13 protein-coding genes are annotated in these 17,317 nt (G+C 39.1%); 9 read left to right on the plus strand and 4 right to left on the minus strand.

From position 1 onward, the window contains the following. The coding region (locus tag ASJ81_RS00735) for an IS66 family transposase (RefSeq protein WP_095642794.1) at positions 1 to 960 on the plus strand (960 nt) is incomplete at its 5' end. Between the two features lie 166 nt (positions 961 to 1,126). On the opposite strand, the gene ASJ81_RS00740 is transcribed toward ASJ81_RS00735, so the two are convergent. The 3 genes from ASJ81_RS00740 to ASJ81_RS00750 form a co-directional block, all read right to left on the minus strand. Then, entirely contained in the window at positions 1,127 to 1,660 is a 534-nt protein-coding gene (locus ASJ81_RS00740; RefSeq protein ID WP_095642795.1) for a tRNA (cytidine(56)-2'-O)-methyltransferase, read from the minus strand. Positions 1,661 to 1,716: 56 nt separating this feature from the next. Continuing rightward, positions 1,717 to 3,237 carry an AMP phosphorylase gene (locus ASJ81_RS00745; RefSeq protein ID WP_095642796.1) on the minus strand — a complete coding sequence of 507 codons (1,521 nt, stop codon included), beginning with the start codon at positions 3,235 to 3,237 and terminating at the stop codon, positions 1,717 to 1,719. Between the two features lie 928 nt (positions 3,238 to 4,165). Beyond that, positions 4,166 to 4,438 carry a hypothetical protein gene (locus ASJ81_RS00750; RefSeq protein WP_095642797.1) on the minus strand — a complete coding sequence of 91 codons (273 nt, stop codon included), beginning with the start codon at positions 4,436 to 4,438 and terminating at the stop codon, positions 4,166 to 4,168. 665 nt (positions 4,439 to 5,103) lie between these two features. Here ASJ81_RS00750 and ASJ81_RS00755 point away from each other — a divergent pair. Beyond that, on the plus strand, positions 5,104 to 7,857 hold the full coding sequence (locus ASJ81_RS00755; RefSeq protein WP_095642798.1) for a type I restriction endonuclease subunit R: 2,754 nt from the start codon (positions 5,104 to 5,106) through the stop codon (positions 7,855 to 7,857). 32 nt (positions 7,858 to 7,889) lie between these two features. Here the strand turns inward: ASJ81_RS00755 and ASJ81_RS22450 are convergent, their stop codons facing one another. Beyond that, entirely contained in the window at positions 7,890 to 8,573 is a 684-nt protein-coding gene (locus ASJ81_RS22450; RefSeq protein WP_095642799.1) for a methyltransferase family protein, read from the minus strand. A 478-nt stretch (positions 8,574 to 9,051) separates the two neighbouring features. On the opposite strand from ASJ81_RS22450, the gene ASJ81_RS00765 reads away from it, so the two are divergent. The 7 genes from ASJ81_RS00765 (at position 9,052) to ASJ81_RS00795 (ending at position 17,230) form a co-directional block, all read left to right on the plus strand. After that, positions 9,052 to 10,554, plus strand: coding sequence for a PIN domain-containing protein (locus ASJ81_RS00765; RefSeq protein ID WP_095642800.1), 1,503 nt, complete (start codon positions 9,052 to 9,054; stop codon positions 10,552 to 10,554). Further along, positions 10,517 to 12,550: a restriction endonuclease subunit S gene (locus ASJ81_RS00770; RefSeq protein ID WP_095642801.1), complete on the plus strand. Its 2,034-nt coding sequence runs from the start codon at positions 10,517 to 10,519 to the stop codon at positions 12,548 to 12,550. Before ASJ81_RS00765 ends, ASJ81_RS00770 begins: the two co-directional genes overlap by 38 nt. A 6-nt stretch (positions 12,551 to 12,556) precedes the next feature. Next, a complete protein-coding gene (locus ASJ81_RS00775; protein WP_245859652.1) occupies positions 12,557 to 14,035 on the plus strand; it encodes an RNA-binding domain-containing protein in 1,479 nt (492 codons plus the stop codon). A gap of 39 nt (positions 14,036 to 14,074) precedes the next feature. Beyond that, complete coding sequence (locus ASJ81_RS00780; RefSeq protein ID WP_095642802.1) at positions 14,075 to 14,344, plus strand: Fic family protein; 270 nt, start codon at positions 14,075 to 14,077, stop codon at positions 14,342 to 14,344. Then, on the plus strand, positions 14,337 to 15,833 hold the full coding sequence (locus ASJ81_RS00785) for a class I SAM-dependent DNA methyltransferase (protein WP_095642803.1): 1,497 nt from the start codon (positions 14,337 to 14,339) through the stop codon (positions 15,831 to 15,833). Before ASJ81_RS00780 ends, ASJ81_RS00785 begins: the two co-directional genes overlap by 8 nt. A gap of 282 nt (positions 15,834 to 16,115) precedes the next feature. Next, positions 16,116 to 16,763: a class I SAM-dependent methyltransferase gene (locus ASJ81_RS00790; RefSeq protein WP_095642804.1), complete on the plus strand. Its 648-nt coding sequence runs from the start codon at positions 16,116 to 16,118 to the stop codon at positions 16,761 to 16,763. 146 nt (positions 16,764 to 16,909) lie between these two features. Beyond that, positions 16,910 to 17,230, plus strand: coding sequence for a hypothetical protein (locus ASJ81_RS00795; RefSeq protein WP_095642805.1), 321 nt, complete (start codon positions 16,910 to 16,912; stop codon positions 17,228 to 17,230). The last annotated feature ends 87 nt before the right edge of the window (positions 17,231 to 17,317 follow it).

The raw sequence follows: 17,317 nt of genomic DNA on the forward strand, positions 1-17,317 counted from the left end.
CCTTATCAGCAGATTGATGATACAGGTGCAAGAGTCAATGGTGTCAATTATTATACTCAAATTCTTTGTAATCCTTATTATACTGCTTATTTTACAGTTCCCAATAAAAATAGAGAAAATGTTTTAGACGTGCTTTTATGTGGAAAAGAAAAAACATACTGCTTTACTGATGAAGCATATAATCTGATGAAAACGTTTAATGTTTCCCAAAGTTGGATGGAAAAACTCTCGTCTTTTAAAAACAAAATATTCAGTGACGAAGAAATGCGTCGAAAACTGGATTGTGTTTTCTCACTTAATGGATATAAAACTACTAAGAAGAAAGTCCTTGAAGCCTGTGCAATTGCGGCCTATCATCAAAGTAAAGACATACCTGTGGTTACCACACTTTTAAGTGATGATGCACGTCAGTTCAGGCAAATTGCATATCACCATGCTCTTTGTTGGATTCATGACGGTAGAAACTACAAGAAATTAAGGCCAATAGTTCCGTATCATAAAGAAAAGCTGAAAGCTTTTCTGAACAGTTACTGGAACTTTTATGGTGAGCTTTCTAAGTTTAGAATAAAACCAGATTCAGAGGTAGCGGAGCAATTATCCGTTAAGTTTGATCAGTTGTTTTCTACCAAAACAGGATATGAACAGCTGGATGAAAGAATCGCTAAGACAAAAGAGAACAAGGAACAGCTGTTAAAGGTCCTGGTCTTGCCAGAGGTTCCGCTGCATAACAATGCAGCGGAACTAGCGGCGAGAGCAAAAGTCAGAAAAAGAGATGTGAGCCTTCAAACCATAACAGAGGAAGGAACAAAAGCAAATGACACATTTATGACGATTGTTCAGACAGCAAAGAAACTGGGTGTAAGTGCATATCAGTACATATGTGATAGAGTTGGCGGTACATTTGGGATGCCATCTCTGGCTCAATTAATCGGAGAAAAAAGCTCAATAAGCAGAAATTGAGAGCTTTCCACTCAATTTGAAGAGGATACAAAAATTTGAAAATCAAAAATTAAAGCTAAAAGCAGAAGTCCTGAAAAGTAAAGGTCCTGAAAAGCAAAAGTCCTGAAAAGCAAAGGGCCTGATAAAGAGGACACAGGCTATAAAGAAAAGTTAAAAGGGAATAGACTTAATCCCTGGAATTTTCTATAACCTGTTTACCTCTTTCTGCTGGCACAATTGTCAGCTCGGCATTTGGGAATTCCCTTTCCAGCGGTTCGTCATCTGCAATCCTGTCCATAGTGATTGCGACTGCTGCAACCTCGGAATGGGGCTGGCTTCCAACTGCAACATTCCAGTCCGCAAGCTGATAAATTTCCGGAGGAACTTTTTCTGCTCCTACGACGATCATAAGCCTGTCACAACTTTTAAGCTCGTCCGTGACATCGGGAAGATTAACTCCATACATTGAAAGGTGGCAAACTTTTCCACCGGCAGCTTTCCATTCCTTGATTTCCTGCTTATAATTGACATTGTTCTTAATATAGAAATCTCCGCCCCAGCGCCTGACAACATCCTCAAGAGTTTCTACTATTCCTGGATCATTCGAGGCAAGGAGCATACCTTCTGCACCGAGCAGCCGGGCAGTTAAGCCCACGTGGGTTGTGATTCTTTTATCCCTCTCAGGGCGGTGCCCCAGGCGCAGCAAAACAATTTTTTTCATGCTCGTGCTAAAAACCTGCAAGGTATTAAAGGATTTCACTAAAAAAAGAGAGAAAATTACTGGAACCCATAAGTTCCAGGAATTCTCTTAAGAAGCATACCTTCAACAATTATCGGGTTTGTTCTCTGGGCCGTTGTCAATGCAGTATCAAGCTTGAACTCTTTTTCAGCATAAATTGTAAGAATAGGGTCTCCGTTCTTAACAGACTCTCCCATTTTCTTATGAATTGCAACCCCAGCTCCTTTATCATTAGGAGCTCCTGCAAGCCTGGCAATCTCAATTATCCACTTATTGTCAAACTCGATGACGTATCCGTCCGCAGAAGCGAGAATGTCGGCAGTATATTGCCCTACCTGGATGTCACCCGATGTAATATTCGGATCGCCGCCCTGGGCCTCAATAATCTGTTTCATTTTCTCAAGGGCTTTCCCACTCCTTAGAGTTTCCAGTGCAACTTCTTTTCCATGATCTCTTGGAGCAGCGCCTCCCATCTCAAGCAAGATACCCGCAAGAGAGGCACTCTTTTCAATGAGGCTGTTTGGACCTTCCATACTTTCCAGCACCTTCAGAGCTTCCCTAACTTCTAGCGAGGGCCCTACTTTTCTTCCAATGGGAGACGAACCATAAGTGATTGCGCACTCAACATTCATTCCAAGCCTGTGCCCGAGGTTAATCAAGTCTCTTGCAAGTTTTTGTCCTTCCTGAACAGTTGGAACTTTTGTGCTTGGCCCTACAGGGATGTCCATTACCACATTGTCGGCCCCAATAGCTCCTTTTTTTGCCATAATCGAGGCAAGCATCTGATAGTAAGGGTCAATGGAGAGAGGATATTCAACTCTTATGAGCTTGTCATCTGCAGGTGCGATATTTGTAGCTCCACCCCAGACAAGCGCACCTCCTACTTTTTCGGTTATCTCTTTGACTTCCTGAGAACTGAATTCTACCGGGGAAAGTACTTCCATAAGGTCGGCAGTTCCACCTGCTCCTGTAATCGCCCTCGAACTCGTCTTTGGAATGAGAAGCCCATTTGCAGCGATAATAGGAACAACAAGGAGAGAGATTTTATTTCCGGGCACTCCTCCTATCGAGTGTTTGTCCATTATAGGGTGAGTATCAAATTCGATCGTGTCTCCACTTTCAATCATGGCCTTTGTAAGCCATTCAACCTCATCATCGGTCATTCCGTGAATATAGGAAGATGTTATAAAAGCCGAGAGTTCGATCTCACTGAGGTTTTCTTCTACGATATCATTTACGAGTATCTTAATTTCATCCTGCGCAACGGGTCTTTTATCCATCATTTTTTTGATCACGGATGCGGATTTTGAACGGAATGCAGGAACAACTTCGACTGGCTTATCCCAATCCTGAAAGTGCTCATATACCTCAAAAAAAACTCCCAGTGTGCCTGGAGGAACCATATCATCCGTTGTATCAACAATTGCAGAAATGCTCTCATGCCCACGAATACGGACCCTATCCCCCGGATTAACCCCAAGTTCCTTTGCGTCGGCAATACTTAATAACACCTTGTGCTGCCCTATTTTTATGTTAAAATGTTCCAATTTCAACTGCATGAGTAAACTTCTCCCTTTTCTTTCTTGTTATAAGTGTAAACATGTGACTAAAATTTGTTTCCCTAGAATCCAGACTTTCGGTTTGTTTCTCTATTTGAAAAACGGACAGTTCAGCCTGGAAAAACCTGGTGGGTTAATAGTAAATCTTAGCAGTAAATGTTAGTAGTAAATGTAAACAGTGAACGTTCATAAAATGTTGGTAGTAAATGTTAACAGTAGATGTTAATAGTAGATATTAACAGTAAATGTTTAACAGTGAGTGTCCATAAAATGTTAGTAACGTAGATTGTAAGTGCTAAATTAAAGTAACACATTAACTTTCATGTTATTTTAAAATAATTACGCAAAAAACTTCAAGTAAAGAGACTAAGCTTTTCCCAAAAAATATGATATTCTTCGTACGTAATAACAAAATTTAAGCATTTGCATCGACCAGTCTTGACTTATCCAAGACTTTATTTAGTGTATAGGTTATAGCCGTTATGGACCGTGAGATTACTATAAATAGGACAAACTAGAGGAGTTTTTCTACGAAAAACAAATCAGTGATTTTTCCTGATAGCGTTTTTTGGACAGATCTGATTAGTTTAGACTATACAGAAAATTGTGAAAACTGATTGATATTGTTTTATTGTCTCTAAATACACTACATAGATACTTTTGCCTACTGCGTAAAAGTCCAATAAATCCACATTTAAGTGAAAAACGATAGAAAGAAAATAGGAGTTTACGAAAGTTTACTGCTGAAAGTAGGGTAGGGTTTTGCCACAAGCGTTTGCAAAACTTGTGGCAAAACATTCTATACATCGTTGTAGGATTTTTAGTCAAGCTTTTTTACAAAAAGGTTGTAGTCAAGCTTTTTTACAAAAAGGTTGTAATCAAGCTTTTTTACAAAAAAGCTACGGGTGCAGTTGTTATTCTGCCGGGTTTAATAATTGATCGGGTTAGAACCATACCTTGAACCAGTTCTTTTTTCATCCTCTGCTTCTGTTTCATGCGGTACAGTTGAACCGGTTGATGTTTCATCCTCCACTTTTATTTTATGTGATACAGTTGAATCAGTTGATTTCTCATCTTCTGTTTTTGTTTTGTGCCAACCAGAGAAACAGCAACGTTCTTTACAGTGCATGATGTGTTTTACAACATATGCAAGTCCTATCGCTGCTAAAATATAGCCCACAATTTTCATTAATTTAGTCATGTTTATTACCCCAAACTACTATTGTACTTTATCGTTTATGAAGATACGCACATAGACAGGTTTACCATAATTGTTTTGTTAAGACAAGCATATTTCAAATCTTTGTCTAATAATAATTCTGGCTTTTCAGTTTTTTCTCGTACCAGTGCTAGGAAATACTGCCCATAATTTATGTTTTTCAAAAAATAAAAACACTCTAATTTATATTATTGATCTCTGGATTTTTTACTGTTCTACTTAAATCTGCATAGGCCAGCAGTAAAAACTACGGCAAATTGCACTACAAATCGAACTATTTTCTCTATTAGAATTTAAGTGTTTTTATGGAGAGCAGAATAAAATGAAAAGCTTATAGATCCTTTATATAACTAACTCATTCAGTCTATTTTTGTTAAAGTACTGTAAAGGACAAGATTATAATCATATAAGAAAATCACGCCTGATTGTTTTAGCTTCAACTACTCTTTTTTTGTTATTTGCTACCATTTCATTCATTGCATCTATTGAGAAGTATTGAATAAAAAACAATTTAAAGGAATGCGTGTAAGTTATTAATCAGCTTTGAAAAATTCCTGTATTTCTTTGATGGATATGGAAATTTCTGTACCTCACGGTTTTCAATAACTTATCTCAAGACGATAATCAACCTAAACGGGTAAAAGCCTATGAGTTATAATCAGAATCCAGAGCAAAAAGCAAGAAATGGTATTGACAGAAAATTAAACGCTTCTGGATGGACAGTGCAGGAAAAGAGCAAAATTGACTGGAGTGTTTCCAGGGGTATTGCAGTTAAGGAGTATTTAACTGACGTCGGACCTGCTGATTATGTATTATTTGTTAATAAAAAACCTGTTGGAATTATTGAAGCAAAAAAGGACGAAGAAGGTCATCGATTAAACATAGTTGAAGAGCAATCCTCAAGATACGCTACGAGCAAATTGAAGTACCTGAAAAACGATCCATTGCCCTTTGTGTATGAGAGTACAGGGGAACTTACTCGGTTCACAGACTTTCGTGACCCAAAACCAAGATCAAAGCCTGTTTTTTCTTTTTACAAACCTGAAACTTTTGAGGAGTATCTTAAAAAGAAACCTTTGAGAGAAAGGCTACTGGATCTCCACGAATTGAAGACAGACGGACTGCGAGACTGCCAGATTACAGCAATTTCAAATCTTGAAAAGTCCTTTAAGGACAACCGCCCAAGGGCTCTTATCCAGATGGCAACAGGTTCGGGAAAAACTTATACTGCCATAACTTTTATTTACCGATTGCTGAAGTTTGCCGATGCAAAAAAGGTGCTATTCCTTGTTGATACTAAAAACCTCGGTGAACAGGCTGAACAGGAATTCAAAGCTTATACCCCGAATGACGATAACCGCAAGTTTACCGAGCTCTATAATGTGCAGCGCTTACGTTCCAGTTATATTACATCGGACAGCCAGGTATGTATTTCCACAATTCAGAGGCTTTACTCTATCTTAAAAGGCGAGGATCTGGACGAAAAAGTAGAAGAAGAAAATCCAGCCGAGAGAGGCTGGCAGCCAAAGGAACCGCTTCCTGTAGTATATAATGAGAAAGTTCCCATTGAAGAGTTCGATTTTGTAGTTATAGATGAGTGCCACCGTTCAATATACAACCTGTGGCAGCAAGTGCTGGATTATTTCGATGCTTTTTTAATAGGTTTAACAGCAACGCCGGATAAACGCACCTTCGGGTTTTTCAATGAGAACGTGGTGAGTGAATACAGCCATGAAGACGCAGTGGCTGATGGCGTAAATGTCGGTTATGATGTTTACACTATTGAGACTGAAATCAGTAAAAACGGGGCAAAAATAAATGCGCAGGAGTTTGTTGACAAACGAGAGAAACTCACCCGTAAAAAACGCTGGGAACAACTGGATGAAGATTTCACCTATACTGCCAACAAGCTGGACAGGGACGTGGTCAATCCCAGCCAGATACGCCACGTGATACGGGCATTCAAAGAAAAACTACCTGAGATTTTCCCTGGAAGAGAGGAAGTCCCAAAAACGCTTATTTTCGCTAAAAACGACAGCCATGCCGATGATATCATCAATATCGTACGGGAAGAGTTTGGGGAAGGCAATGCGTTTTGCAAGAAAATCACGTACAAAGCAGAAGAAGACCCAAAATCAATATTATCGGAGCTTCGCAACGGTCCCCGTCTCAGAATAGCGGTCACAGTAGATATGATTGCCACTGGAACGGATGTTAAGCCTCTGGAATGTCTGTTGTTTATAAGAGACGTAAAAAGCAAGAATTATTTTGAGCAGATGATAGGGCGAGGTACACGAACTCTGGGATACGATGACCTGAGAAAAGTAACACCATCGGCTGTTTCGGCCAAGACGCATTTTGTAATTGTGGATGCCGTTGAAGTTACAAATTCTTTGAAAACCGACAGCCGACCTCTGGAACGTAAGAAAAGTACATCGCTTAAAGACCTGCTGGCAGCAGTAACTTTTGGGGCTCAGGACGAAGACCTTTATATTTCTCTGGCTAATCGGCTTGCAAGACTGGACAGGCAGATAAATGAAGCTGAAAGAGCAACTTTTGCGGAGAAAGCGAATGGAAAAACGATCAATCAGACTGTTAAGGACCTTCTCAATGCGTATAATCATGACATCATTGAGCTCAAAGCTTCTGAGGTTAAACGAAGTCAACCGGAGATTTTGGAAGCCGATGCAAGGAAAAAGGCGCAGGAAAACCTGATTGATGTCGCAAGATCGACTTTTTCCGGCAAGCTGAACGAGTATATTGAAAATGTTCGCAGAGTTCATGAGCAGATTATTGATACTTTGAACACGGACACGGTTCTCAGAGCGGAATGGGACAAAGACGCAGTGATCAGAGCAGATGAGCTGGTTAATGACTTTAAGGCGTATCTTGAAGCTAATAAAGATGAGCTTACAGCGCTTGGAATTTTTTATAACCAACCCTACAGGCGCAGGGAAGTTACCTATGCGATGTTAAAGGAAGTAATGGAAAAACTAAGGCTGGAAAAACCCCATTTCGCTCCTTTGAGGGTCTGGCAGGCTTACGAGCAGCTGGAAAAGGTAAACGGCAATTCTCCGAAAAAAGAACTGACTGCTCTGGTTTCTCTGATCCGAAGGATAACCGAAATCGACCCTGTGCTGACGGCCTACGACCAGACCGTGAACCGGAACTTTCAGGAATGGGTGTTTAAAAAACAGGCCGGAACCCTGAAATTTAATGAAGACCAGATGAACTGGCTCCGTATGATTAAAGATTATGTTGCAACCAGCTTCCATCTGGAAATCGACGACCTTGATTACACCCCCTTTGATGCTCTTGGCGGGCGCGGCAGAATGTACCAGCTTTTCGGGGATGAGATGAATATGGTTATCAGTGAATTGAATGAGGCTCTGGCGGCGTGAAATATAAGTAAGTAACTACTCAGGTGTTCTCTTCAAAAACCTGGAAATAGCTTATATGTTCTATTTCTGTACTCCTCATATTCTGAACCAAAAGCTTCTTGCAATGCCTCTTCTTCAATATATATGCGGTATTGATATGCGATTAAGCTTAAAACGAATGCAACAAGCGCTCCAAACCAGGTTCCAACCGCTAGAGTAATCCCTATTAGGGACAGCATACCTCCAGTATAGGATGGGTGTCGGATATATCTGTATGGTCCATTTGTTACGAGCTTTGCTTTTTCACGAACCTGTACCTGCCCGGTAAAATGCTTTCCAAGAACCCAGATTGACCATTCGCGGAGTATAGTACCGACCGCAAGCAAAACAAGTCCTGCGTATTGCAAACTTCCGCCGAATATTCCTATCCCAAAACCACGTAACGTAAAAGCAATAAAGAGTACTGACCAGGCCATCGCTATAATGATCCAACAAGAACCTTTATCCTTATTTGTCGTCTGAGAATTCTTCCTGCTAAAAAGAAAGTTTATAATTTCACTTAAAATCCACACACAAAAGAGAATCATGAAAGATGAAATTGCAAATTGAGAAGGAAACCAATCATCAGGAAATACTGAGCGGTGTTGCAATTGAAAAATGGCAAATAATGTCAAAACAACAGCCATCGACGTGATTGGGACATCCTCGAAAATATGACTACCCAGTGTTTTTTTCATAATAATTCTTCCGGAAGTACTAAAAGGATTAGTTAATTATTTTGAAACTGAAACAATTAGATTAATTTTTTATTCAGAAATTACATTACAAATTTTAATAATACTTGGTACGTATAAATAAAAGGATTTCGAGTAGAATGGGCGAAAATTGGGTGGAAAATTGGGTGAAAAGTTCGGTGAAGGTTCGGAGAAAAGTTCGGTGAAAAGTTCGGTGAAAAGTTTGAATACAGAATTGAATGAGGCTCTGGCGGCGTGAGAAGGTTTGGAGAAAAGTTCGGAGAAAAGTTGGGTGATGGTTAGGTGAAAAGTTGGGAAAAAAGTTTGGATATATAGTAAAATAAGACTCTAGCAGCTTGAATACAAATGTATAATATTCAATTAAAATGTACTGTTTTGCGGTTAAAGTGAAATAGATTTATATTGATCAAAACCACATAAATTTATGCAGTGTTTTCATGAATGGGGTTGATTAGGAATTATGAAACTTCTATATGATACAAATATTTTAATTCATATTCAAGATCCAAAAGAGCTTTCTCCTAATCTTCAAGCATTATTGACAATAATCCGAGAACATGGTCATCAGGAGTTTATCCATCCTGCTTCTTTGAAGGATATCGAAAATGATAATAATGTTGAAAGAAGGAGAATAACTATATCGAAGCTTCGTGGTTATCCCCGGCTTCCTTCACCCCCTACTCCAGATGATGAATTTACATCTTTAGTAGGCATTCCAGTAAATTCACATGATGTAAGTGACAACGAAATTCTTTTTTCACTTAAGAAAAACCTTGTAGATTTTCTCATAACAGAAGATAAAGGAATTGGAAAAAAAGCTAATTTACTGAATCTTGATGATAGAGTGTTTTCAATAGAATCAGCTCTCAATTATTTTACTGCCCTATATCAACGTTTTTCCCCTAATCATAGTTTATTAAGGAAATGTTATGCTCACGAAATTGATATTACTCAACCGTTTTTTGACTCACTGAAATCAGATTATGGAGATGCGAATTTTAAAAAATGGTATAATAAGTGCATCAAAGAAAGTCGTGAATGTTACACTTATGAAATGGATGACAAAGTTAAAGCTTTTCTCATGCTAAAAGAAGAAAATGAAGTTATTGAAACACATGATCCCATTCCTGCCACAAAAAGAGTTAAAATTACAACATTAAAGGTCGATTTTTCAGGTTCTAAAATTGGTGAACTCTTCCTCAAAATAGCTTTTCAGTATTGTATAAATAATCAGATTTTTGAAATTTACTTAACTCATTTTGAAACTGAAGATGACACCTTAGTTCATCTCATTGAGAACTTTGGTTTTGAAAAAGTAGGAGAGCTGGCAAAGAATGATGAACTGGTATATATAAAGAAATTTATCCCGGATACTACTGAATTACGGTCATTAGAAATTGCTAGAAAATACTATCCTTGCTTTAAAGATAGTGAAAGTGTTAATAAATTTGTGATCCCAATTCTTCCAGAATTTCATGATATTCTATTTCCTGAATACAAAAGAAGGCAAATGAAATTGACAGATTATTTTGAAATCAATATTCCTGGCAATGCAATAAAAAAGGCATACCTTTCATCACGATTTTCTTCAAGATTGGGACTCGGAGACATAATTCTGTTTTATCGTTCACATGATCAAAAAGCGATAACTTCTCTCGGAATAATTGATCAGGAACCAATAAGAACTAGTAATTTAGATGAACTTAAAAGGATAGTAGGTAAAAGAAGTGTATATTCTGAAGAAGAACTTAAAAAATGGGCAGAAAAATCAGTTTTTGTAATCCGTTTCAAGCATCACTTATACTTGCCAAATCCGTTGAATCTGAGTTATCTCATCGAAAATGATATTTTGAAAAGTGCCCCACAATCGATAACCGAAATAAACCATGAACAATATCTAACCCTAAAAACTGGTGGCAAACTCGATGAACGTTTTACTGTCAATAAAACCAAAGTATGTTGATGAAATTCTAGCTGGTAAAAAGAAATTCGAATTTAGAAAATCCATATTTAAGAAAAAGGATATAGGTAAAGTATTCATTTATTCGAGTTCCCCTGTCAAAAAAATAGTTGCATCATTCGAGATTGCCAGAATCATTGCTGATTCTCCTCAAAAACTCTGGAATAAATGCCAGAAACACGGAGGAATCCCTGAAAATGACTTTTTTGAATATTTCAAAAATTCAGATATTGGTTATGCAATAGAAATAATCAATCTTAATGAATTTTCTGAGCCAATTAATCCCTACAAATTAAAAAAGGACTTTAGACCACCACAATCTTACTGTTATATACCTATGGATTATTTTGAAAGTCGAAGCATCAACAGTAGTCCAAGAATAAAAAATCAGGATATGGTGCTGCTGGAACCAGATAACGAATATCTCAACAATTTAGATTCCAATAAAAACTTCAGCAAAATACGAAAACAAACTAAGCTTTTCGATGAAGATGTATTTCCGAAGATGCCAGAACTGCCTGAAGGGTTGCTGAAAAATAGCATGATCGTGGAAGAAAAAGTTGGATGGACAAAAACTGAATTAAGTCAAGTAGCTGAAATTATAATGGGACAATCACCACCATCTTCAACTTACAATGAAAACGGTATTGGATTTCCATTCTTTCAAGGGAAAGCAGAGTTTACTGAACTGTACCCCATTGTTTCAAAATGGTGTTCAGAGCCAAAGAAGATCGCTGAATCAAATGATATTCTAATTTCGGTTAGAGCCCCCGTTGGAGCAACAAATATTGCTAACCAAAAGTGTTGCATTGGTAGAGGATTAGCAGCTATTCGTTACCCTGATTGCAACAAGTATGTGTTCTACTTTTTGAGATTAATTGAAAATGAGTTAGATGAAAAAGGAACCGGTACTACATTTAAGGCTATTTCAGGTGCAGTTTTAAAGAGTGAAAAAATCCCTTTTGCTCCACTCTCCGAACAACGCGCCATAGTCTCAAAAATCGAGCAACTCTTCAGCGAACTGGACAACGGCATTTCTAATCTCAAACTGGCACAGGAACAACTTAAAGTTTATCGGCAGGCGGTGCTGAAGAAAGCTTTTGAAGGTGAACTTACCAAAAAATGGCGGGAGCAGCAGACTGATTTGCCAGATGCAAAGGATTTGCTGGAGCAAATAAGTAAGGAAAGAGAAGACGCTACAAAGGCTATTGGCAAAAAACAGAAAACTGTTAAACCTTTCACTAAGGACGAATTGGCAGAGTTGTCAACAATACCAGATGGATGGAAATGGGTTAAAACTGCTGAAATCATTGACCCGATAAATAATGGTTACACACCAAAAGCTAATTTTCTTTCATCAGGATCAGGAGAAATCCCTTTTATCAAAGTGTATAACTTGAATTTCGATGGATCACTTAATTTCCAAAAAGATCCGACTTTTATTCCAAAAATAATTCATCAAAAAGAACTTGCGAGATCAATTACCTATCCAGGAGATGTTCTTATAAACATTGTAGGACCTCCTTTGGGGAAAATATCCATTGTAAGTAGACAATTTCCGGAATGGAATATTAACCAAGCTATTGTTTTATTTAGACCCAATGACTGGGTAACAACAAAAATCATTTCATATTATCTTCAAAACCCTAAAACAATTCAATGGCTAGAAAACACATCCAAAGCTACTGCTGGACAGTTTAATGTAAAGGTCTCAACCTGTCGTGAGATACCCTTTCCTCTTATTTCTATGGAAGAACAACAAGCTATTGTTCAGGAAATAGAAACTCGCCTTTCAGTCTGCGATAAGATGGAGCAGGACATTGAAATGAATCTGGAAAAAGCCGAAGCACTGCGGCAGAGTATTTTGAAAAAAGCGTTTGAGGGGAAGTTGCTTAATGAAAAAGAGCTGGCAGAAGTTCGAAGAGCAGAGGATTGGGAGTCTGCTGAGGTTTTGTTAGAGAGAATAAAGGCTGAAAGGGCAAAAAACGGGAATAAGTGAGAAAACATGAGTCTTGAAAGATTGAAAAGACTGCTTAAAGAAAAAGAAGGTATTCGTCTTGAGTTTAAAGAAGCACGGATAGCTTTGCCCGGAAATTTATTTGAAACAATCTGTGCCATGCTCAATTGTGATGGAGGAGACATAATTTTAGGAGTTAATGACAATGGTACCGTGCTTGGAGTTGACCATACAAAAATGGAAACTATGGTTAGCAATCTTGTCAACCTTTCAAATAACCCACAGAAATTGGACCCTCCATTCATATTATTTCCGCAAACATACGACATAGACAGCAAATTGCTAATCCATATCCAGATACCTTCCAGCTCACAGGTACACAAAACCGCCGGCATAGTGTTTAACCGCAGCAATGACGGAGATTTCAGAGTCACGCAACCGCAACAGATAGCAGAGATATATAACCGTAAAAGAACGCATTACACAGAAGGTATTATTTATCCCGGACTACGCTTTGAAGATTTCAAAGCCGACCTGTTCCCAAAAATCAGAAATCTGATACGAAGTAACAATCCCAATCATCCCTGGTTGGCTCTTACAGATCAACAAATGTTAGAAAAAGCAGGGTTATGGAAACGGGATATCAACAGTACACAGGAAGGCTATACCCTTGCAGCAGCTTTGCTGCTGGGAAAGGATGAAGTTATCCAGCAGTTGATTCCTTTTTTTAAAATTGATGCTCTGGTCCGTATTGAAGACACTTACCGTTACGATGACAGAGAATACATCCAGACCAACCTGATAGAAGCCTATGAACAATTAATGGCCTTCGTTGGCAAACACTTGCCTGACAAATTTTACATGGAAGGGGATCAGAGAGTAAGCCTTCGGAACATAATATTCAGAGAAGTAATTGCAAATCTGATAGTCCATAGAGAGTATATGAATGGTCACCCCTGCACATTTATAATTTACTCAGATAGAGTTGAAACTGAAAACGCCAGTAATCCACATGGAGAAGGCCCTCTCGATCCAGCTCATTTTGCTCCATTCCCAAAAAACCCCATTATTATTAAATTCTTCATGCAACTCGGAAGAGTAGACGAACTGGGTTCAGGGATTCTAAATGTAAATCGATTTATCAAAGAATATGCTGACGATGGCGTCCCTCAGTTTATTGAAGGAAATGTTTTCAAGATGATCATTCCTGTCGCGAGAGAGAAAATTGAGGGAGCAAGGGATATCACTAACCGGTTAAATGATACTGTAAATGATACCGTAAATGATACCGTAAATGATACTGTAAATGATACTGTAAAACAGAGAATGGCAAAACTCATTTTGTTGCTCTACAAAAACCCGGGTTTGAATTCACACGAATTGGCAAATAAATTAGGGGTATCTAAAATTACCATTAAAAGAGATATTCAAAAATTAAATAAATTGGTCAAATTTCAAGGTGCACCAAGAACAGGGGGATATTTCCTGACCCAAGAGCTGAAAGAAAAAATGAATTTGAATGCATGAAATCTGAGCAACTAAGTAGATTATCGTAATTGTTAAGGGTTGACCCCTCAAGCTACCCCGCAAGGTACCCCGCAAGCTACTCAAAAAAATGTGACAAATAAAATCACTGCATTACTGGAATATTGCATTGAACCAAGAAGTAGAGTTGAAATTCAAGAGTTTATGGGGTTGAAGGACAGAGAATACTTCAGGCTGGAGATTCTGAACCCGCTCATTCGGGAAGGAAAACTCTTACTCACAATCCCTGAAAAACCAACAAGCCCTAACCAAAAATATTATTCTTATCTAAAGGATCCAAACCATGTCTGAAAACACCTCATCCATCGTTTCCAAAGTCTGGAGCTTTTGCAACGTCCTGAGGGACGGGGGCGTGAGCTACGGCGATTATCTGGAACAGTTGACTTATCTCATATTTCTGAAAATGGCTGAAGAATTCAGTAAGCCGCCGTACAACAGAAATATCGGCATTCCTGAGGAATATACCTGGGACAAATTGAAACAGCAGCGTGGAGCCGAACTCGATACTCTCTACAGGGAACTGCTGGAAGAACTTGGTCAAAAACCAGGGATGCTCGGGCAGATTTTTCTCAAAGCCCAGAACAAGGTCAGCGATCCTGCAATGCTGTACAAGATCATTGACATGATCGACAAAGAAAGCTGGGTCATGATGGGTGTGGATACAAAAGGAGAGATCTACGAAGGGCTCCTGCAAAAGAACGCAGAGGATACGAAAAGCGGAGCAGGCCAGTATTTCACCCCACGGCCGCTAATTAAGGTTATGGTCCAGTGTCTCAGGCCTGAGCCCCTGAAAACAATCGGAGATCCCTGCTGTGGCACAGGCGGGTTCTTTTTAGCAGCTTATGATTTCCTTACCTCACATTACCGGCTGGACAGGGAGCAGAGCCGCTTCCTGAAAAACAAAACATTTGGCGGGAACGAAATCGTCGCAGGGACCAGGCGGCTTGCCCTGATGAATATGTTCCTGCACAACATAGGGGAAATCGACGGGGAACCCATGATCTCAAACTCCGATGCTCTTATTGCTGATCCCGGTTACCGTTACGATTATATCCTCACAAATCCGCCGTTTGGAAAAAAAAGCAGCATGACCTTCACGAACGACGAAGGCGAGCAGGAAAAAGAAGATCTCACTTACAACCGTCAGGACTTCTGGACGACCACAAGCAACAAGCAGCTAAACTTTTTACAGCACATCCACACCATCCTCAAAACCGGTGGGCAGGCAGCAGTGGTATTACCTGACAATGTCCTGTTTGAAGGCGGAGCAGGCGAGATTATCCGCAAAAAACTCCTTGAAACCACAGACCTGCACACAATCCTGCGTCTGCCGACCGGGATTTTCTATGCAAACGGTGTAAAGGCAAACGTGCTCTTCTTTGAAGCAAAACCCGCATCAAAAGAGCCCTGGACAAAAGAAGTCTGGATCTATGATTACCGCACAAATGTGCACCACACATTGAAAAAAAACCCGATGAAATATTCGGATCTGGAAGACTTCATCAAATGCTACAACCCTGAAAATCGCTACAGCCGTAAAGAGACCTGGAGTGAAGAATCTCCCGAAGGAAGGTTCCGGAAATTTAGTTATGATGAAATTGTAGCAAGAGATAAAACCAATCTGGATATCTTCTGGCTCAAAGACAAAAGCCTGGCTGATCTGGACAACCTTCCTGACCCGGATATTCTTGCAAATGAGATAATCGAGAATATGGAGGCTTCGTTAGCAAGTTTTAAGGAGATTATGGCCACTATTAATGGTGAAAGTGAAGAGAACTGAGTTATGATTAAATAGCACTAAAATAAGAGATAAATATAGTTAAAAGGTTAAAAATAGAGTTAAAAAGTTACAAATGAAATTAGAAAACTAGAAATAAAGTTAGAAAGATAGAAATAAAGTTAGAAAGATGGAAATAAAGTTAGAAAGATAGAAATAAAGCTAAAAAGCTGGTTAGATCTTAACATCTTTACCTTTAACCTTGATTGCTTAAAAATCAGTAAAACTTTTCTAAAATATCAGATTTAGAATCCTGAGAACTACAGTAAAAAGGAAGATGACTGGATGAAAGAGGACAAAGCTAGCCTTTCTGCAATCATGACTGCATGTATTCGTGCTCATCACTCAATGTATGATACTCCCAAAATCTTTGACGATTTTCTGGCCTGTGATTTGATACCACAAGAAGCACTGTTATCGATTAAACAACATTTTAGTAAGGATAAACAGTTTAACGATCCTGAGCATACTGTCACACCCTCAGACCAGACAATTACCCTTGCATCTTTTACGAAATCAACCAGTGTTCTCAGCCGTGCGCGATATACGGAAGATGTCCTGGAGGAAGCTGTCAGACAGGGAGTGAAGCAATATGTAATTCTTGGAGCAGGGCTGGATACCTTTGCATTTCGGCGTCCAGAGATGATGGATTGTTTGGAAGTATTTGAGGTCGATCATCCGGCTACACAAAATCTCAAGCTTCATCGCCTTGCAGAGTTAGGATGTGAGCATCCAGCACACTTACATTTCATTCCCGTGGATTTCACAAAGGAAAACTTAGCAACAGCACTCACTCGTTCACCATATTATGACCCGAGTGTTAAAAGTTTCTTTAGCTGGCTTGGCGTTACCATGTACCTGACTCGGGAAGAAGTATTTTCGACGCTTCGCTCCGATTCTGTTCCAAAATCCAGTGATTTTTGTATTTCTTGATTGAAAATCTGAATTCGAAAGAAGAATCCGGTTTTCATCAAGATCAATATTCGATATCTAAAGACTTCAACCCCAATGTCGTATCAAACGGATTGTGACCACTTACAAAATCCAGTGATTTTGAATTTTACATTCATCACTGGATTTTGGTACTGAGTCTTCGCTCCATCACCGATATTGCCCCTGAGGGCAGTGCAGTTATTTTCGATTACTTTGATTCGGACGCGTTTATTCCCGAAAAGTCTTCACCAATAATGAAAAAAAAGCAGGAAATTTTTCAAAAGCTAGGTGAAAAGATAATAACGGGTTTTAATCCCTTAACTCTGGATGAAGATATTGCAAGTTTAGGATTAAGTCTCCATGAGGACCTGAGTCCAGAAGATATCGAAGAGCGTTACTTCCGTGGACGTAAGGACGGACATCATGCTCCTGAACATGGACATATTGCATGGACAATTGTCAAATAATATGACTATTACAAACGGTTTTTGACCTGAAATTTATTTCAGTCGAATACCCCGCTAGCTTGCTGCGGGGATGGAAAACTTCCCCGG

Source organism: Methanosarcina spelaei (genome assembly GCF_002287235.1).
Taxonomy (GTDB): Archaea; Halobacteriota; Methanosarcinia; order Methanosarcinales; family Methanosarcinaceae; genus Methanosarcina; species Methanosarcina spelaei.